The organism is Pseudomonas sp. R9.37, assembly GCF_963878885.1.
GTDB lineage: Bacteria > Pseudomonadota > Gammaproteobacteria > Pseudomonadales > Pseudomonadaceae > Aquipseudomonas.
In genome coordinates this window covers 248,763-271,375 of sequence record NZ_CAWNZA010000011.1, presented here as the reverse complement: position 1 = coordinate 271,375, position 22,613 = coordinate 248,763, and the positions used below count along the sequence as shown (strand labels likewise).

The window sequence follows — 22,613 nt, the reverse complement described above, 5'->3', positions numbered from 1 at the left end:
CGAATTGTTGTGGTTTGCGGTGATAGGAAAGTTGCCCTGACACACCACAAACCAAAATGTGGGAGCGGGCTTGCTCGCGAGTACGTAGTGTCAGTCAACTCATTCATCGACTGACTTGCCGCTTTCGCGAGCAAGCCCGCTCCCACATTTAGCCCGCGTTCAATCAGCTATTAGGCAACAACCGGCACGTAATGCTCTTGATGTAGCGCGTTTCGGCAATCGCTGGGTGCACTGGGTGATCCGGACCCTGGCCGCCGCGTTCCAGCATCTGGATATTGCGGTCCAGGTGACGGGCGCTGGTCAGCAGGATGTTTTGCAGGTCGTCTTCCGGCAGGTGCATTGAGCACGACGCGCTGACCAGGATGCCGTCCTTGCTGAGCAGGCGCATGGCTTGCTCGTTCAGGCGGCGGTAGGCGCCTTCGCCGTTCTTCATGTCTTTTTTGCGCTTGATGAAGGCAGGCGGGTCGGCCACGATCACGTCGAAACGCTCTTCGCTGGCTTTCAGCTCTTTGAGGGCTTCGAACACGTCGCCTTCGATGCAGGTCATCTTCTCGGCAACGCCGTTCAGTGCCGCGTTGCGCTCAACACCGTCGAGGGCGAAGGCAGATGCGTCGACGCAGAACACTTCACTGGCGCCGAAGGCTGCAGCTTGCACGCCCCAGCCGCCGATGTAGCTGTACAGGTCCAGCACGCGTTTGCCTTTGGCATACGGGGCCAGGCGGGCGCGGTTCATGCGGTGGTCGTAGAACCAGCCGGTCTTCTGGCCCTGGATTACCGGGGCTTCGAATTTCACGCCGTTCTCTTCCAGCGCGACCCATTCCGGCACCAGGCCGAACACGGTTTCAACGTAGCGGTTGAGGCCTTCGGCGTCGCGCGCGGCGGAGTCGTTCTTGAACAGGATGCCGCTTGGCTTGAGCACTTGGGTCAGGGCGGCGATCACGTCTTCTTTGTGGGCTTCCATGGTCGCCGAAGCGATCTGGACGACCAGGATGTCGCCGAAACGGTCGACCACCAGGCCTGGCAACAAGTCGGAGTCGCCATACACCAGGCGGTAGAACGGCTTGTCGAACAGGCGGTCACGCAGCGACAGCGCGACGTTGATGCGGTGCACCAGCAGCGACTTGTCCAATGGCAACTTGATGTCGCGCGACAGCAGGCGTGCGCAGATCAGGTTGTTCGGGCTCATGGCCACGATGCCCAGGGTCTTGCCGCCGGCCGCTTCCAGGATAGCCTGGTCGCCTGCCTGGAAGCCGTGAAGTGGGGTGGCGGCCACGTCGATTTCGTTGCTGTAGACCCACAGGTGGCCGTTGCGCAAACGACGATCGGCGTTGGCTTTGAGACGCAGGCTTGGCAGGGACATGACGTCGCTCCGGAAAAAAGAGCGGGAGTATACCGTGTTGTGCATGAATTCGCGGCGCCGCCGGACATGTGGGAGCGGGCTTGCTCGCGAAAGCGGTGGATCAGCCACTGTATCGGGTGACTGACACCGGGCTTTCGCGAGCAGACCCGCTCCCACATTTGATCCGGTTTCAGTTCGGCATTTGGGTGTCGGTCAAGTCTTCATAAGGGTTAGAATCCCCGCCTAGCCCAGAGTGTGTACTTATGTCCCAAGAGCTTTCCGCCGAGCAGATCCAACAGGCCCTGCAAGGCATCAGCGTGCCGCCTCAACCGCAAATCATGGTGGATTTGCAGATGGAGCAGTACATGCCCGACCCGGACCTGGAAGTGATCGCGCGGTTGATCTCCCAGGACCCTGGCCTGTCCGGCGCATTGCTGAAGATCGTCAACTCGCCGTATTACGGCCTGAGCAACAAGATTGCCTCGATCCAGCGCGCGGTGAATCTGCTGGGCAGCCGTTCGATCATCAACTTGATCAACGCGCAGTCGATCAAAGGCGAGATGAGCGACGACACCATTGTCACCCTCAACCGCTTCTGGGACACCGCCCAGGATGTGGCCATGACCTGCCTGACCCTGGCCAAGCGCACCGGCTCGCAGGCGGTGGACGAGGCTTATGCCCTGGGGCTGTTCCACGATTGCGGCGTGCCGTTGATGCTCAAGCGGTTCCCCAATTACATGACGGTGCTGGAGCAGGCCTACGCCAATGCCGGGCCCGATTGCCGCGTGGTCGACACCGAGAACAACGCGTTCAACACCAACCATGCCGTGGTCGGTTACTACACCGCCAAATCCTGGCGTCTGCCGGAGCATGTGACCGACGCGATTGCCAACCACCACAACGCGTTGGCGATTTTCAGCGATGAGTCCTCGCGCACGCCGCAACTTAAAAACCTGCTGGCCATCCTGAAAATGGCTGAGCACATCTGTTCGTCCTATCGCGTACTGGGTAACCAGGCCGTGGACCATGAATGGAATGCCATCGGCCATCTGGTGCTGGATTACGTGGGCCTGTCGGACTACGACTTCGAAAGCATGAAGTTGTCGATCCGCGAACTGGGCGCGCACTGACCCTTTTTTCACGAGGTACACATGCCCGAGTTACCAGAAGTCGAAACCACCCGGCGCGGGATTGCGCCGCACCTGGAAGGCCAACGCGTCAGCCGTGTGGTGGTGCGTGAGCGGCGCTTGCGCTGGCCGATCCCGGAAGACCTGGATGTGCGCCTGTCCGGGCAGCGCATCGTGCTGGTGGAGCGGCGGGCCAAGTACCTGTTGATCAATGCCGAAGTGGGCACCTTGATCAGCCACTTGGGCATGTCGGGCAACCTGCGGCTGGTGGAAGCCGGTTCACCCGCGCTCAAGCATGAGCATGTGGACATCGAGCTGGAGTCGGGAATGGCGCTGCGCTACACCGACCCGCGGCGCTTCGGCGCAATGCTCTGGAGCCAGGACCCGCACAACCACGAATTGCTGATTCGCCTGGGGCCGGAGCCGTTGACTGACCTGTTTGACGGCGAGCGGCTGTTCCAGCTGTCCCGCGGCAAGTCGATGGCGGTGAAGCCGTTCATCATGGACAACGCGGTGGTGGTGGGCGTGGGCAATATCTATGCGACCGAAGCGCTGTTTGCCGCCGGGATTGACCCGCGCAGGGCTGCCGGTGGCATTTCTCGCGGGCGTTATTTGAAGCTGGCGATTGAGATCAAGCGTGTGCTGGCCGCCGCCATCGAGCGTGGCGGCACCACATTGCGGGACTTCATCGGCGGTGACGGGCAGCCGGGGTATTTTCAGCAGGAACTGTTCGTCTACGGCCGGGGCGGCGAGGCGTGCAAGGTCTGCGGCAGCGAATTGCGCAATGTGGTGTTGGGGCAGCGGGCGAGTGTGTTTTGCCCTAAGTGCCAGAGCTGAGTGTTGTGTGAGGGCTGATGTCGCCATCGCAGGCAAGCCCGCTCCCACATTCGACCGCATTTTGATGTGGGTACTCGGTCAACGGTGGGAGCGGGCGTGCTCGCAAAGAGGCCCTTGATGGCACTGAAGAACCTCAGGCCTTACCGGTAATCAACCGATATTTCTTCATCAACTGCTCTTCAGTCTCAGGGTGTGCCTCGTCCAGCGGAATGCAATCCACCGGGCACACTTGCTGGCACTGAGGCTCGTCGTAGTGGCCGACGCATTGGGTGCACAGGTTGGGGTCGATCACGTAGATCTCTTCACCCTGGGAAATCGCAGCGTTCGGGCACTCAGGTTCGCAGACGTCGCAGTTGATGCAATCGTCGGTGATGATCAGGGACATGGAAACTCCTGCCAGGGCTGTCAGCCAGGGCATCTGAAAACGAATGCGCGCAATTGTGCCGCATTGGCGCCCGCAGTGCGAGCTGTGGCGATCGCTGGGCTTGTTGTGGGCAGCGCCGCGCCTATTGTGGCGAGCTCCGTGCTTGTTGTGGCGAGCGGGCTTGCCCCGCGTTGGGCTGCGAAGCGGCCCTGAAAACAGGCGGCCGTGTTTTGGCTGAAACTACGCGGTGGCTTTATTGGGGCTGCTTCGCAGCCCAACGCGGGGCAAGCCCGCTCGCCACAATAAGCCCGCTCAGCACAGACAAACCGGGCTCAGCACAGACAAACCAGGCTCAGCACAGATAAGCCAGGCTCAGCACAGATAAGCCAGGCTCAGCATGGACAAGTCAGGCTTGGCACAGGCAAGCCCGCTCATCAGAAAATTACTTCTTGAAGCGCAGTGTCAGCGCATCCGCCACAGCCGGGTGCACGAACTTGGTGATATCTCCGCCCAAAGCGGCGATTTCACGGACCAACGTCGAGGAAATGAACGAATAACGCTCCGACGGCGTGAGGAACAGGCTTTCGACGTCCGGCGCCAGTTGGCGGTTCATGTTGGCCAGCTGGAATTCGTACTCGAAGTCGGACACCGCGCGCAGGCCACGCAGGAACACATTGGCGTTCTGCTCCTTGGCGAAGTGTGCCAGCAGCGTCGAAAAACCCACCACTTCCACGTTAGGCAGGTGTTTGGTGACCTCACGCGCCAGTTCCACGCGCTGTTCCAGGGGAAACAGCGGGTTTTTCTTGGGGCTGGCAGCGACCGCGATGATCACATGGTCGAACAGGCGAGAGGCGCGTTCGACCAGATCGCCATGGCCTTTGGTAATCGGGTCGAAGGTACCTGGGTACAACACTCGGTTCATCGCGTCGTCCTGGCGGAGTCCGTTGGGGAACCGGATGGTATCGCAGCCATCCCGGTCGGCCAAGTCAACTTATGCAGAAGAAAGCACTATAGACACCGCGAATAACCTGTTTTTTCACGCTGTTTTCAGACGTTCGGCCAACGCTGTCGCCAGTTGCGCGGTTAATCCATACACCGACAATTGCGGGTTAGCCCCAATGCTGGTGGGGAATAACGAGCCATCGTGGATCGACAGGTTGCGCAACTGGTGATGGCGACCGAGGCTGTCAGCCACTGCGTTTTTCGGGTCTTCGCCCATGGCGCAACCGCCCATCACGTGGGCGCTGCCCAGGGTGGTCCGATGCGGTTCAAGGCTCAGGCCGTCGATCAGGCTGCGTGCTTCGGCCAGGGTGCTGACGTAACGCGCGTCGTGGTGCAACGGCTTGACCGACTTGGCGCCCGCCGCGAACTGGATCTCGGCCATGCTGTGGAAGGCTCGGCGCAGGCCGTCCCAGGCGTAGGGCGATACTGGGTAATCGAGAACCGGCGTACCGTCGCCGCGTAATTCCACCGTGCCGCCAGGGCTGTCGGGATGAAAACCATCACGTAAAAGGGCAAGCATGGCGTGGGTATGTGGCAACTGGCTCATATCCAGCGCGTTGCCGGTGCCGTAACCGCCGAATAGCGTGCTGGCCAACCCTGGGTGCAAGGGCGGTGCCTCCAGCTTGTAGGACATTTTGCCGGTGGTGCCGTCCACCCACTGAAAATGATCGGAATAAATTGACTGCGGCGCGCCGTAGAACGGGTTGATCACCTCGTCGAACTGCGCGGCAGAGAAATTCACCAGGTGCAGAAACGTGCGCTTGCCCACGCGCGAGTGCGGGTCGGGCGCGTCCGAGCGCATCAGCAGCGCCGGGCTGTTGATGCCGCCGCCCGACAGCACGTAATGCCTGGCCTTGACCGTTATCTTGCGACCCGTGGGCGCGACGCAGCGCGCGTCCATGGCCACGCATTCCAGGCTGCTGATGGTGTCGCCGCTGTAGTTCAAGCGTTCGGCGCGGGCCAGGTACAGCAGCTCGCCGCCATTCTCCAGCGTGGACGGGATGGTGGTGACCAGCATCGATTGCTTGGCGTTGACCGGGCAGCCCATGCCGCAATAGCCCAGGTTGAAGCAGCCGCGCACGTTGCGCGGGATCACGTGCCAGCTGTAACCGAGCTTTTCGCAGCCTTTGCGGATCACATCGTTATTGGCATTCGGTGGAATCGCCCATGGCGCGATACCCAGGCGCTGTTCCATTTTTTCGAACCACGGCGCCATCTCGGCGCTGCTGTGGCCTTTCACCGCGTACTCACTGGCCCAGTGGGAAAGCGTGGCGTCGGGCGTGCGAAAACTCGACGTCCAGTTGATCAATGTGGTGCCGCCCACGGCTCGACCTTGCAGGATGGTGATCGCGCCGTCCTTGCTCATGCGGCCAATGCCTTCCTGGTACAGGCTGGCGTAGGCCTCGTCTTCGAGCAGCTTGAAGTCGCTGCTGGTCTTGAGCGGGCCCTCTTCGATCAGCAGCACCTTGTAGCCCGCGGCGCTGAGGATTTCGGCGGTGGTGCCACCGCCGGCACCACTGCCGATGATCACCACATCGGCTTCCAGCGTCAGGTCGCTGTCGAGTGCGGCGCCATTGTGGGTTTTCCAGCCGCGGGCCAGGCCGTCGCGGAACAGATCGGGTACGGGCATAGGTGTGCACTCTTATTTTTCTGTACGAAGTTGCGACCAGTGTGGGAGCTGGCTTGCCTGCGCTAGCGGTTTGCCTGCCGATCAATTCATCGCTGATACACCGCCATCGCAGGCCAGCCAGCTCCCACATTTTCTAATCGGGTTGTCAGGTCTAGATCTTCGGCGGGCCGGGGTAGCCGCAATGGGCCCAGGATTGCGGGCGGAAGTACCACGCCATGATCACCAGCTTGAGCAGCGAGCCCTGGCCCATGCGCAGCAGGTTCAGGTAGCTGTTTTCCCAACGATGCAGGAAGTTGCGGATCTGCTCACCGCTGGCATTTTCCCAACTGCCCCAGATCCCCGTCAGCGGGCCGCGGGTGATGCCCATGCCCAGCACGTCGAACAGTTGCTGGGTAAGCTTGAACATCTCCGGCGACAGGTGCTGCAGGCTGTAGTCGAGTTTTTTCAGCGTGTCTTCAATCCCGGCGACCACGTCCTGGGCGCTGGCCGCGCCTTCGAGCAGCACCGGGATCACCGCGCGCAAGAACGGCAAGTCGCTGCTGCGCAGCATGGCAAAGCCGCTAGCCGGGGTGCTGCTGGAACACCCGCTGAGGCTGGCGCCCAGCCCGGCAGTGGCCAGGAACGCGCTGGCACACAGGCCAATTTTCAAGACGCCGCGCCGCGACAGCGCAGGTGTTTCAGTCAGGCTAGGGTTCATTGTTATTGTTGTCCCGAGAGTGGCGGAATCAGCGAATAAACAACTTCTGAATCAACTTCTGAATCGACTTGCCATAGGGCGGGTAGATCAATTTCGCCGCGTTGAGGCGCTGCTTCACCAGCACGCCCTTGGCCTTGCTGAACGTAAGGAACCCTTCGTGGCCGTGGTAGTGGCCCATGCCGGAAGGTCCGATGCCGCCGAAGGGCATGTCGTCCTGGGCCACATGCAGCAGGGTGTCGTTCAGGCACACGCCGCCGGAGTGGGTTTCATGCAGTACGCGGTTCTGCTCGCCCTTGTTGTAGCCGAAGTAATACAGGGCCAACGGGCGAGGGCGTTGGTTGATGTAGGCAAACGCCTGGTCGATGCCGCGATACGGCACGATCGGCAGCACCGGGCCGAAGATTTCGTCCTGCATCACGGTCATTTCATCGCTGACATTCAGCAACAGGCTGTGGGACATGCGCCGTGCCTGGCCTTGGTCGTACAAGGCGATCAGGGTGGCGCCTTTGTCGGTGGCGTCTTTGACGTAGGCATTCAGCCTGGCCTGTTGCCGATCATTGATGATGGCGGTGTAGTCCGGGTTGTCGGTCAGGGTTGGGTAAAACCCGCGAACTGCCTTGCTGTATGCCTCGACGAACCCCTCGACGCGATCTTCGGGCACCAGCACGTAGTCCGGCGCCACGCAGGTTTGCCCGGCATTCAGGCATTTGCCGAAGGCGATGCGCTCGGCGGCGTCCTTGAGCGGCACATCGGCGGAGACTATTGCTGGCGACTTGCCGCCCAGCTCCAGCGTCACCGGGGTCAGGTGTTCAGCCGCAGCACGCATCACGTGCTTGCCGATGCTAGTGGCGCCGGTGAACAGCAGGTGATCGAAGCGCAATTTGGAAAACGCCATGCCCACTTCGGCTTCGCCCAGCACCACGCACACCAGGTCTTCGGGGAAAATTTTCGCCAGCAGCGCCTTGAGCAGTTCACCCGTAGCGGGCGTGGATTCGCTGAGCTTGAGCATCACCCGGTTACCGGCCGCCAACGCGCCGACCAATGGGCCGATGGCCAAATACAACGGGTAGTTCCACGGCACGATCACGCCGACCACGCCCAGTGGTTGATAGATGACCTTGGCAGATGCCGGTTGGAAGGCGATGCCTACAGCGCGGCGGGAAGGTTTCATCCAGCCTTTGAGGTGTTTGCTGGCGTAGTGAATGCCATGCAGGCTCGGCATCAATTCGGCGAACAGGGTTTCGTCTGCGCTGCGGTGGCTGAAGTCCTGGCTGATCGCGTCGATCAGGGCCTGGCGTTCGTCGCTGAGTACATCGCGCAATGCCTTGAGCCATTGTTGGCGCTGCGCCGCCGGTGGCATCGGGTTGGCGGCATAGGCACGGCGCTGGGCGTCGAACAGGTCCTGGAGCTGATCCAGCGCCTGGGAATCTTGCAGGTAGGCAACGTTGGCAGACATGGCGCAGTTCCCGATTGTTATAGGTCTGCCTGGATTTTTAGAGTCATTGCTCTAAATTGTCAAATGTCATTGCAGCAACATGCGGATTTATCCAGACAAGGATAGGCCGTAAGATGCCCCATCACGTGTTCAGAAGCTGATCCCCTATGGCACCACGAGTAAAGACCAGCGAGCGCATCGTGCAAACCAGCCTGGAGCTTTTTAACCAGCAGGGCGAGCGCAGCGTCAGCACCAATCACATTGCCGCCCACATGGAAATTTCCCCGGGCAACCTGTACTACCACTTCCCCAACAAGCAGGCGATCATCGCTGTGCTGTTTCGCGAATACGAAGTCCTAGTGGACAGTTTCCTGCGCCCGCCCCAGGGCCGCGCCGTCACCGTCGAAGACAAGCGTTTTTACCTGCAGGCCGTGCTGGCTGGCATGTGGCGCTACCGCTTCCTGCACCGCGACCTGGAACACCTGCTGGAAAGCGATCCGGAACTGGCCACCGGCTACCGGCGCTTTTCCCAGCGTTGCCTGATCCAGGGCGGCGCCATCTATCAAGGGTTTGTCGATGCAGGCATCCTCAATATGGACCCGGTGCAAACCGAGGCGCTGACCCTCAATGCCTGGATCATCCTCACCTCGTGGGTACGATTTCTGTGCACCACCAATGAAAATTCCGCCCACTTGAGCGCCGAGGCGATCAAGCGTGGGGTGTACCAGGTACTGGTGCTGGAGGCGGGGTTTGTCACGCCTCAAGCCAAAGAGGCGGTAGACGCCTTGTTTAAAGAGTTTTACGTGCCGTTGAACCAGGCACTGGAAGAAGTGAAGTAGGACCTTTCCCGAATCTGTTCACAGGAGTCCGTCATGCCGCTTGCCCAACTGATCAGCCCCCAGCAACTCGCCGAGCGCCAGAAGGCGGCCGGGCTGGTGATCCTGGATTGCCGCTTCGCCCTGGAAGACCCGGACTACGGGCTTTGCAGCTACGCCGAAGGGCATATCGAAGGTGCGCAATATGCCGACCTGGAGCGCCACCTCAGCGGTGCGGTGACAAAGGGCGTGACCGGGCGTCATCCGTTGCCGGCGGCGGACACCTTGGCCGCGCAACTGCGGGCCTGGGGCATCAATGCCGACACGGACATCGTGCTGTATGACGACGGCCCCGGCGCTTATGCCGCCCGCGCGTGGTGGCTGCTGGCTTGGCTGGGCAAACGCGACGGTGTGTTTATTCTGGACGCAGGCCTCAAGGCCTGGCACTCGGCCGGCTTCCCGCTGAGCCTGGACGCGCCCGTGGTTGAGCCGGGGACGTTCGCCGGCACCCCGGACAATCACCTCGTGCTGGACGCCGAGCACCTGCAAAAACGCTTGGGCGAACCGGGCATGACCTTGATCGATGCCCGCGCCCAAGCGCGTTTTCGCGGCGACGTGGAGCCTATCGACCCGATTGCCGGGCACATTCCCGGCGCCCAATGTGCGGCGTTCAACGAAAACCTGGGCAGTGACGGTCGCTTCCTGCCAGCTGAGCAGCTCAAGCAGCGTTTCGCTGCGCAGTTGAAGGGCCGTTCGCCGGAAGAGTTGGTGGCGTATTGCGGTTCTGGCGTGACGGCGTGTCACAACCTGTTTGCGCTGAGTTTGGCGGGTTACCCGTTGGGCAAACTGTATGCGGGGTCGTGGAGCGAGTGGATTACCGACCCGGCACGGCAAATCGCAACCGGCGACTAAGCCGCCAGCCCTGCAAACCCAATCAAAATGTGGGAGCGGGCTTGCTCGCGAATGCAGAGTGTCAGTCGATAGATTTGTGACTGATACACCGCCTTCGCGAGCAAGCCCGCTCCCACATTTTTTAACCGCGTTGTGTCAGTAGCCATTGCGGGATTCGGCGTTCGAGGTAGTAGCTCGGGCGCCTGAGAGAACCATCGACAAACCCCACATGCCCACCCTTGGCCAGCAGCTCAAACTCGGTGCAGTCCGACAGTTCGCTGGCCTCGGGCAAGCTGTGGGCGAACACAAACGGGTCATCGGCGGCGTGGATGATCAGAGTGGGTGTGCGAATGTCACCCAAGTAATACCGGCTCGACGCGCGGCGGTAATAGTCCTCGGCGCTGAGAAAGCCATGCAGCGGCGCGGTCACCCGCCCGTCGAAGTCCCAGAACGTACGCATCTTCTCCAGCGAGCCGAGTGCCTCGAGGGTTTTTAGCCCGTCAGCTTGGCCATCCTGTAAAAAACGACGTTGCTTGACGCGGATATACGCCAGCATCTCGCGCATAAAGTGCTTCTGATACACCCGCGAAAACCCCAGCCCGATGCGATCCGCACACTGATCCAGGCGAAACGGCACCGACACCGCGGCCGCGCCATGCAGCCCCGAGGCTTGGCCGGTTTCACCCAAGTGCTTGAGCAGCACATTGCCGCCCAGCGAATAACCCACGGCATACAGCGGCGCCAACGGTCGCTTGGCGCGCAGATGCGCAATCGCTGCTGCCAGGTCTTCGCTGGCGCCCGAATGGTAACTGCGCGCCAGCAGGTTGGGCTCACCCGAACACCCGCGCCAGTTCAACGCGGCGCTCGCCCAGCCTTGGGCGGCGAGGACTTTTTGCAAGCCGGCCACGTAGGGCGAATTGGACGAGCCGGTCAGCCCATGCAGCACCAGCACCAATGGCGCTTGCGCGTCATGGGGGCCGTGCCAGTCAAGGTCGAGGAAGTCGCCGTCGTCCAGCCACAAGCGTTCGCGTTGGCGTTCAATATGCGTGGTAGGACGCCACAACGGCCCCCACAGCGTTTGCAGGTGCGGGTTGCCGAGGCCGAAAGCGGGTTTGAACAGGTCGACGGAAGGGGTCATGGACATCTCTGTAGCGAGCGGACTTGTTGTGGCGAGCGAGGCTTCATGTGGCGAGCAGGCCTGCCCTGCGTTGGGCTGCGCAGCGGCCCTGGCTCAGTCACAGCGGTCGGGCAGAGTGAACGCGGTGATTCTTATGGGGCTGCCTCGCGGCCCAACGCGGGGCAACAAGCCCCGCTTGCCACACATCAGGCGGCGCTTTCTACCAGGCGATGCCAAAGCGCGTAGTACACCCGGCCGGACTTCTGCTCGCGGTGCAGGCGCCAGGCGCCCGGCAGGCCGAGGGTAGACGGCGCGGTTTCACTTTCCGTGTAGATCCACGCATCTGCCGCCAGCCACTGACGCTCTTCCAGCAGCGCACACACGGTCGGCAACAGGTTCTGATTGAACGGCGGGTCGAGAAACACCACGTCGTATTCAGTCGCCGCCTGGGTTTCCAGGTAGCGCAGCGCGTCGGCGGTCTGGACCTGGCCGGTGGTGCAGCGCAAAGTGCCCAGGTGCTCCTTGAGGCTGGACACCGCCACATTGCTGGCATCCAGCGCCTGGGCCTGGGCCGCGCCACGGGACAGCGCCTCCAGGAACAGCGCGCCGCTGCCGGCGAACGGGTCCAGCACTTTGGCCCCGCCGATGTACGGCGCAAGCCAGTTGAACAGGGTTTCACGCACGCGATCCGGCGTCGGGCGCAGGCCTACGACGTCGGGGAAGCTCAGCTTGCGGCTGCCCCATTCACCGCCAATGATGCGCAGTTGGCCCACACCGTTATGTACGTTGTGGACGGGTTTTTTCGGGCGAGATGAACTGGCCATTAATGCTCCGGAACCCCGAGCGGCTGCTCGGCAGGTTTATCAGTGGGGGGCGGTAGTGGCTTTTGCGCAATCGTCGGGCCGGCGGTCACGATGACCATCTTGTCGGCGCTCAAGTGTTTATTCATTGCAGCCTTGACCTGCTCTACGGTCAGGGCCTGGGATTGTTTCATGAAATCCTCAAGATAGCTCAGCGGCAGGTTGTAGAAACCCATGGCGCCCAGCTGTCCGACGATATCGGCGTTGCTCGCGGTGGACAGCGGGAAGCTGCCGGCCAGCTCACGCTTGGCGTCGTCCAGTTCCTTTTGCGTCGGGCCGGTCTTGAGGTAGTCGGCCAGCACGTCTTCGACCAGGCGCAGGGTGCCGCCGCTCATTTCGGCGCGGGTCTGCAGGTTGATCATGAGCGGGCCACGTGCCTGCATCGGCGAGAAGCCGGAGTACACGCCGTAGGTCAGGCCGCGTTTTTCACGCACTTCACTCATCAAGCGGGTGCCGAAACCACCGCCGCCCAGGATCTGGTTGCCCAGCGACAAGGCCGCGTAGTCCGGGTCGGCGCGGTCGATGCCCAATTGCGCGAACAGCAGGTGCGTCTGCTTGGACGGGAATTCGATATGGCTCAAGCCGGGTTGCGGTTCGGTCGGTTGGGCGATCTTCGCCAGGGCCGGGCCTTTAGGCAGCGACGCGGAGACCTTGGCCGTCATGGCTTCGGCTTCGGCACGGGTCAGGTCGCCGACCACTGCAATCACCGCATTGCCCGCGGCATACGCCTTGGCGTGGAACGCCTGCAATTGCGCGAGGTTAATCTTCGCAATGCTGTCGGGCGTGCCTTCGCTCGGGTGGGCGTAAGGGTGGTCACCGTACAGGCGCTTGAACAGCTCAAGGCTGGCCAACTTGGCCGGGTTCTGCTTCTGGTATTCAAAGCCTGCAAGGATCTGGTTTTTGATCCGCGCCAGGGAATCGGCAGGGAAGGTCGGTTTGCCGATCACGTCGTCGAACAGCGCCAGGGCCGCGTCGCGCTTGTCGCTGTCGCTCAGGCTGCGCAGCGAAACCAGCGCCATGTCGCGGTAAGCACCATTGCCGAAATCGGCGCCCAAGCCTTCAAAACCGCTGGCGATCTGGCTGACATCCTTGCCCGGTACGCCTTCGTTGAGCATTGCATTGGTCAACAGTGCCAGGCCGGGCGTGTCGCCGTCCTGGCTGCTGCCGGCGGCGAACAGGATGCGCATGTCGAACATCGGCAATTCGTGGGCTTCGACGAACAGCACCTTGGCGCCGTCAGCGGTGGTCCAGGTTTGCACGTCGAGCTTGCGGTTGGTCGGCGCCTTGCCGTCCAGTTCCGCCAGCGATTGCAATTTGTTGGCCGATTCAGCTTTATCCAGGGCCTGGCTGGCGACGGATTCGCTTGGGCGCAGGAAGTACACGGCACTGGCGGCGATCAGGGTAACGACGACCAGGCCAGGAAAGATCAGGCGGCTGCTTTTACGATCACTCATGAGCGGTCTCCTCAGGCAAAACATGGGCGACGCTCAAACGCTCGCGGGTGAAATAAGTCCGTGCGGCTTTCTGGATATCTTCCGGCGTCACGCTTTGCAGGTCGGCCAGTTCGGTGTCCATCAGTTTCCAGGACAGGCCGACGGTTTCCAGGGAGCCGATAGCCGTTGCCTGGCTGGTGATGGAGTCACGTTGATAGACCACGCCGGCAATCACTTGAGCGCGGATACGCTCCAGTTCTTCGGTGGTCGGCGGCTTGGCTTTCAGCTCATCCAGCAGGCGCCACAGGCCGGCTTCGGCTTGGGCAATGGTCTTTTTCTTCTGCTGGTTCGGCGTGGCCGTCAGGGTGAACAGGCTGTCACCCCGGGTGTATGCGTCGTAGCTGGTGGAGGCGGCAGATACCAGCTCTTCACCGCGCTCCAGTTGCTCCGAAATACGCGCGCTATAGCCGCCGTCGAGCAGCGCCGAGAGCAGGCGCAGGGCTTGTACCGAGCGCTTGTCTTCGGCGGTGGCGAGGCCCGGCACGTTGAAGCCCAGGATCACGCTCGGCAGTTGGGTCTGCACGTGCATCGTCAGCAGGCGTTCGCCGGGTTCGGCGAGTTCCAGCGGGATTTTCGCGGGTGGCACGTCACGCTTGGGGATAGGGCCGAAATAACGCTGGGCAAGGTTCTTGACCTCATCCGGAGTGACATCACCGACCACCACCAGCGTGGCGTTGTTCGGCACATACCAGGACTGATACCAGTGGCGCAGCTCATCGACTTTCATGCGCTCAAGGTCCGCCATCCAGCCGATGGTCGGCGTGTGGTAGCCGCTGGCCGGGTAGGCCATGGCCTTGAAGCGCTCGTAGGCCTTGGACATCGGGTTATCGTCGGTGCGCAGGCGGCGCTCTTCCTTGATCACCTCGATCTCGCGGCTGAACTCGTCGGCCGGCAGGCGCAGGCTGGCCATGCGGTCGGCTTCCAGCTCGAACGCGACGCCCAGGCGGTCACGGGCCAGCACTTGGTAGTAGGCGGTGTAGTCGTCGCTGGTGAAGGCGTTTTCTTCGGCGCCCAGGTCGCGCAGGATCAGCGAGGCTTCGCCGGGGCCGACCTTGGCGCTGCCCTTGAACATCATGTGTTCCAGGGCGTGGGACAACCCGGTCTGGCCGGGTGTTTCATAGCTCGAACCAACCTTGTACCAAACCTGTGAAACCACTACCGGTGCGCGATGATCTTCGCGCACGACCACTTTGAGGCCGTTATCCAGGGTGAATTCGTGGGTGGGTTGTGGGTCGGCAGCCAAGGCTGAAAGGGGCAGACAAACTGTGCTGAGCAGCAGGCCTGCAGCGCGGCGGGCTAGAGCATTCATTCGTTTTTAAACCTGTTGGGCTGCCCGCTTGGTCTTAGCGTCGGCGGGCGAGGAGGTGCTAGGATACTGATCCGATTTAGGGACGGCCACTGCGGCGGCCATCTTGTCCCGGATCCAGTCGTAGAAATGTTGGAGTAGAGGGTGGTTTTCCCCGATGATCTTCCACTTTTCGCCGATTTTGTCGCTTCAGTCCTTTATTGAAACGATTTGTTGAGGCCTTTATTTACGCCTTGCAGAATGTTGCGCATGAACAAGCGAGCGTTAAAGCAGTCTGTTCTGCATCGAATTTATTTACCGAGGCGCCCTGGCGCATCGCTACTTTGAGATAGCCGTCCTCCATGTTTGGTTCCAACGACGACAAGAAGAGCCCAGCTGCGGCTGGCGAGAAAAAAGGCCTGTTCGGATGGCTGCGCAAAAAGCCGCAGGAAACCGTCGTCGAACAGCCACAGGTTCAGCCTGAGCCGATTCCCGAACCTATAGTTGACGCCGAACCGGTTGCTGAAATCCCGGCACCGGTGGTGTTGCCGATGGCCGAGCCGGTGTTGCAGCCGGTGGTTGAGGAGGTGCCGGAACCTGAGCCTGAACACAAGCCGTGGCTTGAGCTACCGGTTGCCGATGAACCTGTGGCACTGGTCGAGGATGTGCAGGCTGAGCACGTGACGCCGCCGATTCCGCTCGCGGTCGAGCCTGTTGCCGTTGTGGTCGAGTCGTCACCTGTCATCGAAACGCCTGCGCCAGCAGTTGTTGAGCCCGCGCCAACGCCTGTCGTCGTTGCCGCGCCTGCCGTGATCGAGCCGCCCGCTGCCCCGGAGCCGGTCGCCGCTGCCGCTGAAACCAGCAAAACCGGCTTCTTTGCCCGCCTCAAGCAAGGTCTGAGCAAGACCAGCGCCAGCATCGGCGAAGGCATGGCCAGTCTGTTCCTGGGCAAAAAGGTCATCGATGACGAGCTGCTGGAAGACATCGAAACTCGTCTGCTGACCGCCGACGTGGGCGTCGAAGCCACTGCGGTGATCATCCAGAGCCTGACGCAGAAGGTTGCGCGCAAACAACTGACCGACGCCGACGCGCTCTACAAATCGCTGCAGGCTGAACTGGCCGCGATGCTCAAACCCGTGGAAGCGCCGCTGGTGATCACGCCGAACAAGCCGTTCGTGATCCTGGTCGTCGGTGTCAACGGCGCCGGTAAAACCACCACCATTGGCAAGCTGGCCAAGAAGCTGCAGTCGGAAGGCAAGAAAGTCATGCTCGCCGCTGGCGACACCTTCCGCGCCGCAGCCGTGGAGCAGCTGCAGGTGTGGGGTGAGCGCAACAAGATTCCGGTCATCGCCCAGCACACCGGCGCCGACTCCGCGTCCGTCATCTTCGACGCCGTGCAAGCCGCCAAGGCCCGTAACATCGACGTATTGATTGCCGATACCGCCGGTCGTCTGCACACCAAAGACAACTTGATGGAAGAGTTGAAAAAGGTCCGCCGCGTCATCAGCAAGCTCGACGCCGACGCGCCGCACGAAGTGTTGCTGGTGCTTGACGCCGGCACCGGCCAGAACGCCATCAGCCAAGCCAAACAATTCAACCAGACGGTGCAACTCACCGGCCTGGCATTGACTAAGCTCGACGGCACGGCCAAGGGCGGCGTGATCTTCGCCCTTGCCAAACAGTTCGGGTTGCCGATTCGTTACATCGGCGTCGGTGAAGGCATCGACGACCTGCGCACCTTTGAAGCCGAACCCTTTGTACAGGCACTTTTCGCCGAGCGGGAGCGTTCATGATTCGATTCGAACAGGTCGGTAAACGCTACGCCAACGGGCATGTGGGCTTGCATGAGCTGAGCTTTCGAGTGCGTCGTGGCGAATTCTTGTTTGTAACTGGTCATTCGGGCGCGGGCAAAAGTACGCTGCTGCGGCTGCTGCTGGCCATGGAACGCCCGACCACCGGCAAGTTGCTGCTGGCGGGCCAGGATCTGGCCACCATCAGCAATGCACAGATTCCGTTCCTGCGCCGTCAGATTGGCGTGGTGTTCCAGAATCACCAGTTGCTGTTTGATCGCACCGTGTTCAACAACATTGCGCTGCCGTTGCAGATTCTCGGGCTGTCCAAGGCCGAGATCGTCAAGCGGGTGGACTCGGCCCTGGAGCGCGTAGCGCTGTCGGACAAGACCGATCTGTATCCGGGCGATTTGTCCACCGGCCAGCAACAGCGCGTCGGCATCGCCCGCGCGATTGTTCACCGCCCGGCCTTGCTGCTGGCGGACGAACCTACCGGTAACCTCGACCCGCGCCTGGCGGCCGAGATCATGGGCGTATTCGAAGATATCAATCGCCTGGGCACCAGCGTGCTGATCGCCAGTCACGACCTGGCGCTGATTGCGCGCATGCGCCACCGCATGCTGACCCTGCAACGCGGCCGCCTGATTGGTGATGGGGAGGCCGGCGTATGAGTGCAACACGCAGCCCTAAAGTATCCGAGCGTGTGGCGCCTAAAGCCGCCGACCCGCAGCCGCAGAAGAAAAAACGCGACGAGGACGACGGTCCGGACTTCGGCACGCTGCTGCGCGCCTGGATCGAAAGCCATCGCGCCAGCCTCCTCGACAGCCTGCGCCGCCTGGGCAAGCAACCGATTGGCAGCTTTTTCACCTGCCTGGTGATGGCCGTGGCACTGAGCCTGCCGATGGGTTTGTCGCTGCTCCTTAATAATGTCGAGCGCCTGGGTGGTTCCTGGCAGCGTGCGGCGCAGATTTCGCTGTACCTGAACCTCGACGCCAGCGCCAAAGATGGCGAGAACTTGCGCGATGACATCAAGAACCTGCCGGGTGTGGCGGACGCCGAGTACATCAGTCGCGACCAGGCGCTTGAGGAGTTCCAGCAGCAATCCGGCCTGGGTGAGGCGCTCAAAGAGTTGCCGCAAAACCCGCTGCCGGGCGTGGTGCTGGTAACGCCAAATGAAGTCGACAAACCGGCGCTGGAGGCCCTGCGACAAAAACTCGCAGAGATGCCGAAGGTACAACAGGCGCAACTTGATCTAGTCTGGGTAGAGCGTCTTGCCGCGATTCTCAAGCTGGGCGACCGCTTTGTGTTCGGCCTGACGGTGCTGTTGGTCTCTGCATTACTTTTGGTGATAGGTAATACCATTCGTCTTCATATTGAAAACCGTCGCACCGAGATAGAAGTGATTAAACTGGTCGGCGGCACGGACAGCTATGTGCGTCGTCCTTTTCTGTACATGGGCGCGCTTTATGGCTTTGGTGCCGGGATTTTGTCCTGGGGCGTGCTGGCTTTTGGCCTTGACTGGCTGAACGACGCGGTAGTCGGGCTTGCCGGCCTGTACGGCAGCGATTTTGCCCTGGCCGGCGTGCCGGTTGCCGATGGGCTGTCACTCTTGCTTGGCGCGGTATTGTTGGGGTATATCGGTGCGTGGATTGCGGTCGCTCGTCACTTACGTGAGCTGGCGCCAAAGTAGTTAATGTCAGATTAATGTGGTTTCGTTTGTATTGACCGTATCAGTGGTTTAGGGAACTTGTCCTACGGTTCCCGGTCAATTTTCGCAGTGCTGAACTGCACGAGTTATGTGAGTCGGAGGTTTTTTCGTATGACCACTTCTTTGCAACCTGCTTATGCTCTGGTCCCGGGTGCGAACCTGGAGGCCTATGTGCACACGGTCAACAGCATTCCATTGCTGACGCCCGAGCAGGAGCGTGAACTGGCCGAGAGTCTCTACTATGAGCAGGATTTGGGGGCGGCTCGGCAGATGGTGCTCGCCCACCTGCGTTTTGTCGTACATATCGCCCGTAGCTATAGCGGCTACGGTCTGGCCCAGGCTGACCTGATTCAGGAAGGCAACGTCGGCCTGATGAAGGCTGTAAAACGCTTCAACCCTGAAATGGGTGTGCGTCTGGTGTCGTTTGCTGTGCACTGGATCAAGGCGGAAATTCACGAATTCATCCTGCGCAACTGGCGCATTGTGAAAGTCGCGACCACCAAGGCCCAGCGCAAGCTGTTCTTCAACCTGCGCAGCCAGAAGAAACGCCTGGCGTGGCTGAACAACGAGGAAGTCCACCGTGTGGCCGAAAGCCTCGGTGTAGAGCCGCGTGAAGTGCGCGAGATGGAAAGCCGCCTGACCGGCCATGACATGGCCTTCGACCCGGCCGCCGAAGCGGACGACGACAGCGCCTTCCAGTCGCCGGCCAACTACCTGGAAGACCACCGGTACGACCCGGCGCGTCAACTGGAAGATGCGGACTGGAGCGACAACTCCAACCACAACCTGCACGAAGCGCTGGAAGTGTTGGACGACCGCAGCCGTGACATCCTCTACCAGCGCTGGCTGGCAGAAGAAAAAGCCACGCTGCACGACTTGGCGCAGAAGTACAACGTGTCGGCCGAGCGGATTCGTCAGCTTGAGAAAAGCGCGATGAACAAGCTGAAACTGTCCATCGCCGCCTAAACGCTGGTTTCGAAAACACCACGATCGAATGTGGGAGCGGGCTTGCTCGCGAATACGGAGTGTCAGTCATCGCAAATGTTGACTGAACCACCGTATTCGCGAGCAAGCCCGCTCCCACATTTGTTTTTGTGTTGCGTCAGTGGGTATCAGTCGGACCAGGGTGCCTTGCGCGAATTGTTCAGTTCGACCAGATAACCATCGCCCCCCAACTGGCTCATCTGCTGGCGAATCCAGGCAGCCCGTCGCGCCACATAGGCGGTTGGATGGCTGGCGCTCCATACCCGAGGGTTCGGCAGCACCGCCGCCAGGTAACTGGCCTGCTGACGGGAAAGCCCTTTGGCACTCACGCCAAAGTGATGCCGAGCCGCCGCTTCGGCGCCGAACACACCTTCATCCCATTCGACGCTGTTGAGGTACACCTCAAGAATCCGTTGCTTGGGCCAGAACACCTCGATCAACCCGGTAAACCAGGCCTCCAGGCCTTTGCGCAGGTAGCTGCGGCCGGTCCACAGAAACAGGTTTTTCGACACTTGCTGGCTCAGGGTGCTGGCGCCGCGAATCGAGCCGCCGCGTTCGTTGTGCAGCAGCGCCGCTTGAATCGCGTCAAAATCAAAGCCCCAATGCTGCGGGAAGCGCTGGTCTTCACCGGCCATCACCGCCACTTTGAGGTCGTCGGAGATCTCGTCCCACGCCACCCACGTGCGTTGCAGGTCAATCGGCTCGCCGTCAACCCAGGATTCGACCTTGCGCTCCACCATCAATGCGGTGAACGGTGGCGGCACGACACGAAACAGCAACACCAGCAGCACACTGCCGATGGCAAACCATTTCACGACTTTGAGAAAACGCTTGAAGAGGAGACGCAGCATAGAGATGGCTTGGCCGAACCCGTAGAGCGGGCCATTATACAGACCCGGCCCTTTGAGTCTGATTGGAGTTCCTCATGCTGCGTAGCTTTCTGATGCTGGCTGCCTTTTTCGGCTTCACCGGCGTTGCCCTCGGCGCTTTTGCTGCTCATGCCCTGAAAAACCGCTTGAGCGCCGAGTACCTTGCGATCTTTCATACCGGCGTGACGTACCAACTGGTGCACGCCCTGGCGCTGTTCGGCGTGGCGCTGCTGGCCGCGCACATTCCTGGCCGGCTGGTCAGCTGGGCGGGCATCTCGTTTACCGTCGGTATCCTGCTGTTTTCCGGCAGCTTGTATGCACTGACACTGACCGGCATCAGCAAGCTCGGCATCATTACGCCGTTTGGTGGGCTGGCATTCCTGTTGGGCTGGTTCTTTCTCGGCCTCACCGCATGGCGCCTGCAGGTCATCTGACCGAGGGGCTTGGGCCGACAACGCCAATCGGGCTAGAATGCTGGCCCCTAAAAACGATGGCGGCCCGTGGCATGCGCATTCAGTTGAACGGCGAATCCTTTGAACTGCCCGACGGTGAAACCGTTGCGGCCCTGCTGACCCGTCTGGACTTGACCGGGCGTCGCGTCGCAGTGGAGCTCAACCTGGATATCGTCCCGCGTAGCCTGCACGCCGAGACCGCGCTCACCGAAGGTGATCAGGTCGAAGTGGTCCATGCCATCGGCGGCGGTTAGTCGCCCGGCGCGCCAGCGCGCCAATCCGCATTCTGCAGAACCTCATCCCACCTCGAGGATTTCCCATGAGCATCGTTCGTAGCGACAAGCCCTTCGTTCTGGCCGGTCGTACCTACCAGTCCCGTTTGCTGGTCGGCACCGGCAAGTACCGCGACATGGAAGAAACCCGCCTGGCCATCGAAGCCTCGGGCGCCGAGATCGTCACCTTCGCCGTGCGCCGCACCAACCTTGGCCAGATCGAAGGCGAGCCGAACCTGCTCGAAGTGCTGTCGCCGGACCGCTACACCTTCTTGCCGAACACCGCCGGGTGTTACGACGCGATTGAAGCGGTGCGCACTTGCCGCCTGGCCCGCGAGCTGCTCGACGGCCACAACCTGGTGAAGCTGGAAGTGCTGGCCGACCAGAAAACCCTGTTCCCCAACGTGATCGAAACCCTGAAGGCCGCCGAAACGCTGGTCAAGGAAGGCTTCGACGTGATGGTTTACACCAGCGATGACCCGATCATTGCCCGCCAACTGGCAGAAATCGGCTGCATTGCCGTGATGCCGCTGGCCGGTCTGATCGGTTCCGGCCTGGGTATCTGCAACCCGTACAACCTGCAGATCATCCTCGAAGAAGCCAAGATTCCGGTGCTGGTGGACGCGGGCGTAGGCACTGCCTCCGACGCCACCATCGCCATGGAACTGGGCTGCGATGCGGTGCTGATGAACTCGGCCATCGCTCATGCCCAGCAGCCGATCATGATGGCTGAAGCCATGAACCACGCGATCGTCGCGGGCCGCCTGGCCTACCTCGCCGGCCGTATGCCGAAAAAACTCTATGCCAGCGCCTCTTCGCCGCTGGATGGTCTGATCAAGTAAGAGCTATTGATGACTGAATCAAACGAAACGCCGAACACCGTGGAAGAGGGCGACGAGTCCAAGCACCGCCGCATCAAGAGCTTTGTGATGCGCGCGGGCCGTATGACCGAAGGCCAGCAAAAGGGCCTGGAGCAGGGCACGCCGCTGTTCGTTTTGCCATTGGCCGACGCGCCAGTGGACTACGACCAGGTGTTTGGCCGTTCGGCCCCGCGTTCCCTGGAAATCGGTTTCGGCATGGGTCACTCCTTGCTGGAAATGGCCGCGGCCTCGCCGGAGCAGGACTTCATCGGTGTGGAAGTACACCGTCCGGGTGTCGGCGCGTTGCTCAACGGCGTGCTGACCCAAGGCCTGACTAACCTGCGGGTCTATGACTGCGACGCGATTGAAGTGCTCAACCGCTGCATCGCCGACAACAGCCTCGATCGCCTGATGCTGTTCTTCCCGGACCCGTGGCACAAAGCCCGTCACCACAAGCGTCGCATCGTCCAGGCTTCGTTCGCGGAGCTGGTGCGCAGCAAGCTTAAAGTCGGTGGCATCCTGCACATGGCGACCGACTGGGAACCGTACGCCGAGTACATGCTGGAAGTAATGAACGTCGCCCCTGGCTATCGCAACCTGGCCGAAGACGGCAAATGCGTGCCACGCCCGGCTGAGCGTCCGATCACCAAGTTCGAGCGCCGCGGCGAGCGGTTGGGGCATGGCGTTTGGGATCTGAAGTTCGAGAAGGTCGACTGACAAGCCATTAGCTTGGAATACGGTCAAAAAAGTGGGAGCGGGCTTGCTCGCGAAGGCGCTGAATCAGTC

General features: G+C 61.2%; 23 protein-coding genes. 12 read left to right on the top strand and 11 right to left on the bottom strand.

What is annotated here, in order from left to right; translation table 11 throughout:
- Positions 1 to 163 precede the first annotated feature (163 nt).
- Positions 164 to 1,360, bottom strand: a complete 1,197-nt coding sequence (locus tag AACU78_RS07920; protein WP_003213799.1) for a class I SAM-dependent rRNA methyltransferase — start codon at positions 1,358 to 1,360, stop codon at positions 164 to 166.
- Between the two features lie 296 nt (positions 1,361 to 1,656).
- Between AACU78_RS07920 and AACU78_RS07915 the strand changes: the two genes are divergently transcribed.
- Together AACU78_RS07915 and mutM are read left to right on the top strand one after the other, a co-directional pair.
- Positions 1,657 to 2,469 (top strand): HDOD domain-containing protein, encoded by an 813-nt coding sequence (locus AACU78_RS07915; RefSeq protein ID WP_177410058.1) that lies wholly within the window; start codon positions 1,657 to 1,659, stop codon positions 2,467 to 2,469.
- A 21-nt stretch (positions 2,470 to 2,490) separates the two neighbouring features.
- Complete coding sequence (gene mutM / locus AACU78_RS07910) at positions 2,491 to 3,303, top strand: bifunctional DNA-formamidopyrimidine glycosylase/DNA-(apurinic or apyrimidinic site) lyase (protein ID WP_106575702.1); 813 nt, start codon at positions 2,491 to 2,493, stop codon at positions 3,301 to 3,303.
- Positions 3,304 to 3,436: 133 nt separating this feature from the next.
- Here mutM and AACU78_RS07905 read toward each other — a convergent pair whose 3' ends face one another.
- The 5 genes from AACU78_RS07905 to AACU78_RS07885 form a co-directional block, all read right to left on the bottom strand.
- On the bottom strand, positions 3,437 to 3,688 hold the full coding sequence (locus tag AACU78_RS07905) for a YfhL family 4Fe-4S dicluster ferredoxin (protein WP_106575701.1): 252 nt from the start codon (positions 3,686 to 3,688) through the stop codon (positions 3,437 to 3,439).
- 421 nt (positions 3,689 to 4,109) lie between these two features.
- Positions 4,110 to 4,589: a pantetheine-phosphate adenylyltransferase gene (gene coaD / locus AACU78_RS07900; protein WP_003176711.1), complete on the bottom strand. Its 480-nt coding sequence runs from the start codon at positions 4,587 to 4,589 to the stop codon at positions 4,110 to 4,112.
- A gap of 114 nt (positions 4,590 to 4,703) precedes the next feature.
- Positions 4,704 to 6,299, bottom strand: coding sequence for a GMC family oxidoreductase (locus AACU78_RS07895; RefSeq protein WP_106575700.1), 1,596 nt, complete (start codon positions 6,297 to 6,299; stop codon positions 4,704 to 4,706).
- A gap of 151 nt (positions 6,300 to 6,450) precedes the next feature.
- A complete protein-coding gene (locus AACU78_RS07890; protein WP_106575699.1) occupies positions 6,451 to 6,996 on the bottom strand; it encodes a twin-arginine translocation pathway signal protein in 546 nt (181 codons plus the stop codon).
- 28 nt (positions 6,997 to 7,024) lie between these two features.
- Positions 7,025 to 8,452 (bottom strand): coniferyl aldehyde dehydrogenase, encoded by a 1,428-nt coding sequence (locus AACU78_RS07885; RefSeq protein WP_106575698.1) that lies wholly within the window; start codon positions 8,450 to 8,452, stop codon positions 7,025 to 7,027.
- Positions 8,453 to 8,598: 146 nt separating this feature from the next.
- On the opposite strand from AACU78_RS07885, the gene AACU78_RS07880 reads away from it, so the two are divergent.
- Entirely contained in the window at positions 8,599 to 9,270 is a 672-nt protein-coding gene (locus AACU78_RS07880) for a TetR/AcrR family transcriptional regulator (RefSeq protein WP_106575697.1), read from the top strand.
- Positions 9,271 to 9,303: 33 nt separating this feature from the next.
- Entirely contained in the window at positions 9,304 to 10,158 is an 855-nt protein-coding gene (locus AACU78_RS07875; protein WP_106575696.1) for a sulfurtransferase, read from the top strand.
- Between the two features lie 121 nt (positions 10,159 to 10,279).
- Here AACU78_RS07875 and AACU78_RS07870 read toward each other — a convergent pair whose 3' ends face one another.
- The 4 genes from AACU78_RS07870 to AACU78_RS07855 all read right to left on the bottom strand — a co-directional run bounded on the left by AACU78_RS07870 (position 10,280) and on the right by AACU78_RS07855 (position 14,916).
- Positions 10,280 to 11,275 (bottom strand): hydrolase, encoded by a 996-nt coding sequence (locus AACU78_RS07870; protein ID WP_106575695.1) that lies wholly within the window; start codon positions 11,273 to 11,275, stop codon positions 10,280 to 10,282.
- 185 nt (positions 11,276 to 11,460) lie between these two features.
- On the bottom strand, positions 11,461 to 12,078 hold the full coding sequence (gene rsmD / locus AACU78_RS07865; RefSeq protein ID WP_106575694.1) for a 16S rRNA (guanine(966)-N(2))-methyltransferase RsmD: 618 nt from the start codon (positions 12,076 to 12,078) through the stop codon (positions 11,461 to 11,463).
- The gene (locus AACU78_RS07860; RefSeq protein ID WP_106575693.1) at positions 12,078 to 13,568 is read right to left on the bottom strand and encodes a M16 family metallopeptidase; all 1,491 of its coding nucleotides are present in this window, start codon (positions 13,566 to 13,568) and stop codon (positions 12,078 to 12,080) included. The genes rsmD and AACU78_RS07860 overlap by 1 nt, the downstream gene beginning before the upstream one ends.
- A complete protein-coding gene (locus tag AACU78_RS07855; RefSeq protein ID WP_106575692.1) occupies positions 13,561 to 14,916 on the bottom strand; it encodes a M16 family metallopeptidase in 1,356 nt (451 codons plus the stop codon). The genes AACU78_RS07860 and AACU78_RS07855 overlap by 8 nt, the downstream gene beginning before the upstream one ends.
- 338 nt (positions 14,917 to 15,254) lie before the next feature.
- On the opposite strand from AACU78_RS07855, the gene ftsY reads away from it, so the two are divergent.
- From ftsY to rpoH, 4 genes are all read left to right on the top strand, one after another.
- A complete protein-coding gene (gene ftsY / locus AACU78_RS07850; protein WP_106575691.1) occupies positions 15,255 to 16,685 on the top strand; it encodes a signal recognition particle-docking protein FtsY in 1,431 nt (476 codons plus the stop codon).
- Positions 16,682 to 17,353, top strand: coding sequence for a cell division ATP-binding protein FtsE (gene ftsE, locus AACU78_RS07845; protein ID WP_003213784.1), 672 nt, complete (start codon positions 16,682 to 16,684; stop codon positions 17,351 to 17,353). Before ftsY ends, ftsE begins: the two co-directional genes overlap by 4 nt.
- Entirely contained in the window at positions 17,350 to 18,372 is a 1,023-nt protein-coding gene (gene ftsX / locus AACU78_RS07840) for a permease-like cell division protein FtsX (RefSeq protein ID WP_106575690.1), read from the top strand. Before ftsE ends, ftsX begins: the two co-directional genes overlap by 4 nt.
- A gap of 129 nt (positions 18,373 to 18,501) precedes the next feature.
- Positions 18,502 to 19,356, top strand: a complete 855-nt coding sequence (rpoH, locus tag AACU78_RS07835) for an RNA polymerase sigma factor RpoH (RefSeq protein WP_003176698.1) — start codon at positions 18,502 to 18,504, stop codon at positions 19,354 to 19,356.
- A gap of 146 nt (positions 19,357 to 19,502) precedes the next feature.
- On the opposite strand, the gene mtgA is transcribed toward rpoH, so the two are convergent.
- Positions 19,503 to 20,225 (bottom strand): monofunctional biosynthetic peptidoglycan transglycosylase, encoded by a 723-nt coding sequence (gene mtgA / locus AACU78_RS07830; protein ID WP_106575689.1) that lies wholly within the window; start codon positions 20,223 to 20,225, stop codon positions 19,503 to 19,505.
- 74 nt (positions 20,226 to 20,299) lie between these two features.
- Here mtgA and AACU78_RS07825 point away from each other — a divergent pair, with 74 nt between their 5' ends.
- From AACU78_RS07825 to trmB, 4 genes are all read left to right on the top strand, one after another.
- The gene (locus AACU78_RS07825) at positions 20,300 to 20,677 is read left to right on the top strand and encodes a DUF423 domain-containing protein (RefSeq protein ID WP_106575688.1); all 378 of its coding nucleotides are present in this window, start codon (positions 20,300 to 20,302) and stop codon (positions 20,675 to 20,677) included.
- Positions 20,678 to 20,748: 71 nt separating this feature from the next.
- Positions 20,749 to 20,949 carry a sulfur carrier protein ThiS gene (gene thiS, locus AACU78_RS07820; protein WP_015886354.1) on the top strand — a complete coding sequence of 67 codons (201 nt, stop codon included), beginning with the start codon at positions 20,749 to 20,751 and terminating at the stop codon, positions 20,947 to 20,949.
- Positions 20,950 to 21,014: 65 nt separating this feature from the next.
- Positions 21,015 to 21,809: a thiazole synthase gene (locus tag AACU78_RS07815; protein ID WP_015886353.1), complete on the top strand. Its 795-nt coding sequence runs from the start codon at positions 21,015 to 21,017 to the stop codon at positions 21,807 to 21,809.
- Positions 21,810 to 21,818: 9 nt separating this feature from the next.
- Positions 21,819 to 22,544 carry a tRNA (guanosine(46)-N7)-methyltransferase TrmB gene (gene trmB / locus AACU78_RS07810; protein ID WP_106575687.1) on the top strand — a complete coding sequence of 242 codons (726 nt, stop codon included), beginning with the start codon at positions 21,819 to 21,821 and terminating at the stop codon, positions 22,542 to 22,544.
- Positions 22,545 to 22,613 lie beyond the last annotated feature (69 nt).

Coding starts and splice junctions, on each gene's coding strand:
- AACU78_RS07920 (WP_003213799.1), bottom strand. CDS start 1,360: ATGTCCCTGCCAAGCCTGCGTCTCAAAGCCAACGCCGATCGTCGTTTG.
- mutM (WP_106575702.1), top strand. CDS start 2,491: ATGCCCGAGTTACCAGAAGTCGAAACCACCCGGCGCGGGATTGCGCCG.
- AACU78_RS07905 (WP_106575701.1), bottom strand. CDS start 3,688: ATGTCCCTGATCATCACCGACGATTGCATCAACTGCGACGTCTGCGAA.
- coaD (WP_003176711.1), bottom strand. CDS start 4,589: ATGAACCGAGTGTTGTACCCAGGTACCTTCGACCCGATTACCAAAGGC.
- AACU78_RS07895 (WP_106575700.1), bottom strand. CDS start 6,299: ATGCCCGTACCCGATCTGTTCCGCGACGGCCTGGCCCGCGGCTGGAAA.
- AACU78_RS07890 (WP_106575699.1), bottom strand. CDS start 6,996: ATGAACCCTAGCCTGACTGAAACACCTGCGCTGTCGCGGCGCGGCGTC.
- AACU78_RS07885 (WP_106575698.1), bottom strand. CDS start 8,452: ATGTCTGCCAACGTTGCCTACCTGCAAGATTCCCAGGCGCTGGATCAG.
- AACU78_RS07880 (WP_106575697.1), top strand. CDS start 8,599: ATGGCACCACGAGTAAAGACCAGCGAGCGCATCGTGCAAACCAGCCTG.
- AACU78_RS07875 (WP_106575696.1), top strand. CDS start 9,304: ATGCCGCTTGCCCAACTGATCAGCCCCCAGCAACTCGCCGAGCGCCAG.
- AACU78_RS07870 (WP_106575695.1), bottom strand. CDS start 11,275: ATGACCCCTTCCGTCGACCTGTTCAAACCCGCTTTCGGCCTCGGCAAC.
- rsmD (WP_106575694.1), bottom strand. CDS start 12,078: ATGGCCAGTTCATCTCGCCCGAAAAAACCCGTCCACAACGTACATAAC.
- AACU78_RS07860 (WP_106575693.1), bottom strand. CDS start 13,568: ATGAGTGATCGTAAAAGCAGCCGCCTGATCTTTCCTGGCCTGGTCGTC.
- AACU78_RS07855 (WP_106575692.1), bottom strand. CDS start 14,916: ATGAATGCTCTAGCCCGCCGCGCTGCAGGCCTGCTGCTCAGCACAGTT.
- ftsY (WP_106575691.1), top strand. CDS start 15,255: ATGTTTGGTTCCAACGACGACAAGAAGAGCCCAGCTGCGGCTGGCGAG.
- ftsE (WP_003213784.1), top strand. CDS start 16,682: ATGATTCGATTCGAACAGGTCGGTAAACGCTACGCCAACGGGCATGTG.
- ftsX (WP_106575690.1), top strand. CDS start 17,350: ATGAGTGCAACACGCAGCCCTAAAGTATCCGAGCGTGTGGCGCCTAAA.
- rpoH (WP_003176698.1), top strand. CDS start 18,502: ATGACCACTTCTTTGCAACCTGCTTATGCTCTGGTCCCGGGTGCGAAC.
- mtgA (WP_106575689.1), bottom strand. CDS start 20,225: ATGCTGCGTCTCCTCTTCAAGCGTTTTCTCAAAGTCGTGAAATGGTTT.
- AACU78_RS07825 (WP_106575688.1), top strand. CDS start 20,300: ATGCTGCGTAGCTTTCTGATGCTGGCTGCCTTTTTCGGCTTCACCGGC.
- thiS (WP_015886354.1), top strand. CDS start 20,749: ATGCGCATTCAGTTGAACGGCGAATCCTTTGAACTGCCCGACGGTGAA.
- AACU78_RS07815 (WP_015886353.1), top strand. CDS start 21,015: ATGAGCATCGTTCGTAGCGACAAGCCCTTCGTTCTGGCCGGTCGTACC.
- trmB (WP_106575687.1), top strand. CDS start 21,819: ATGACTGAATCAAACGAAACGCCGAACACCGTGGAAGAGGGCGACGAG.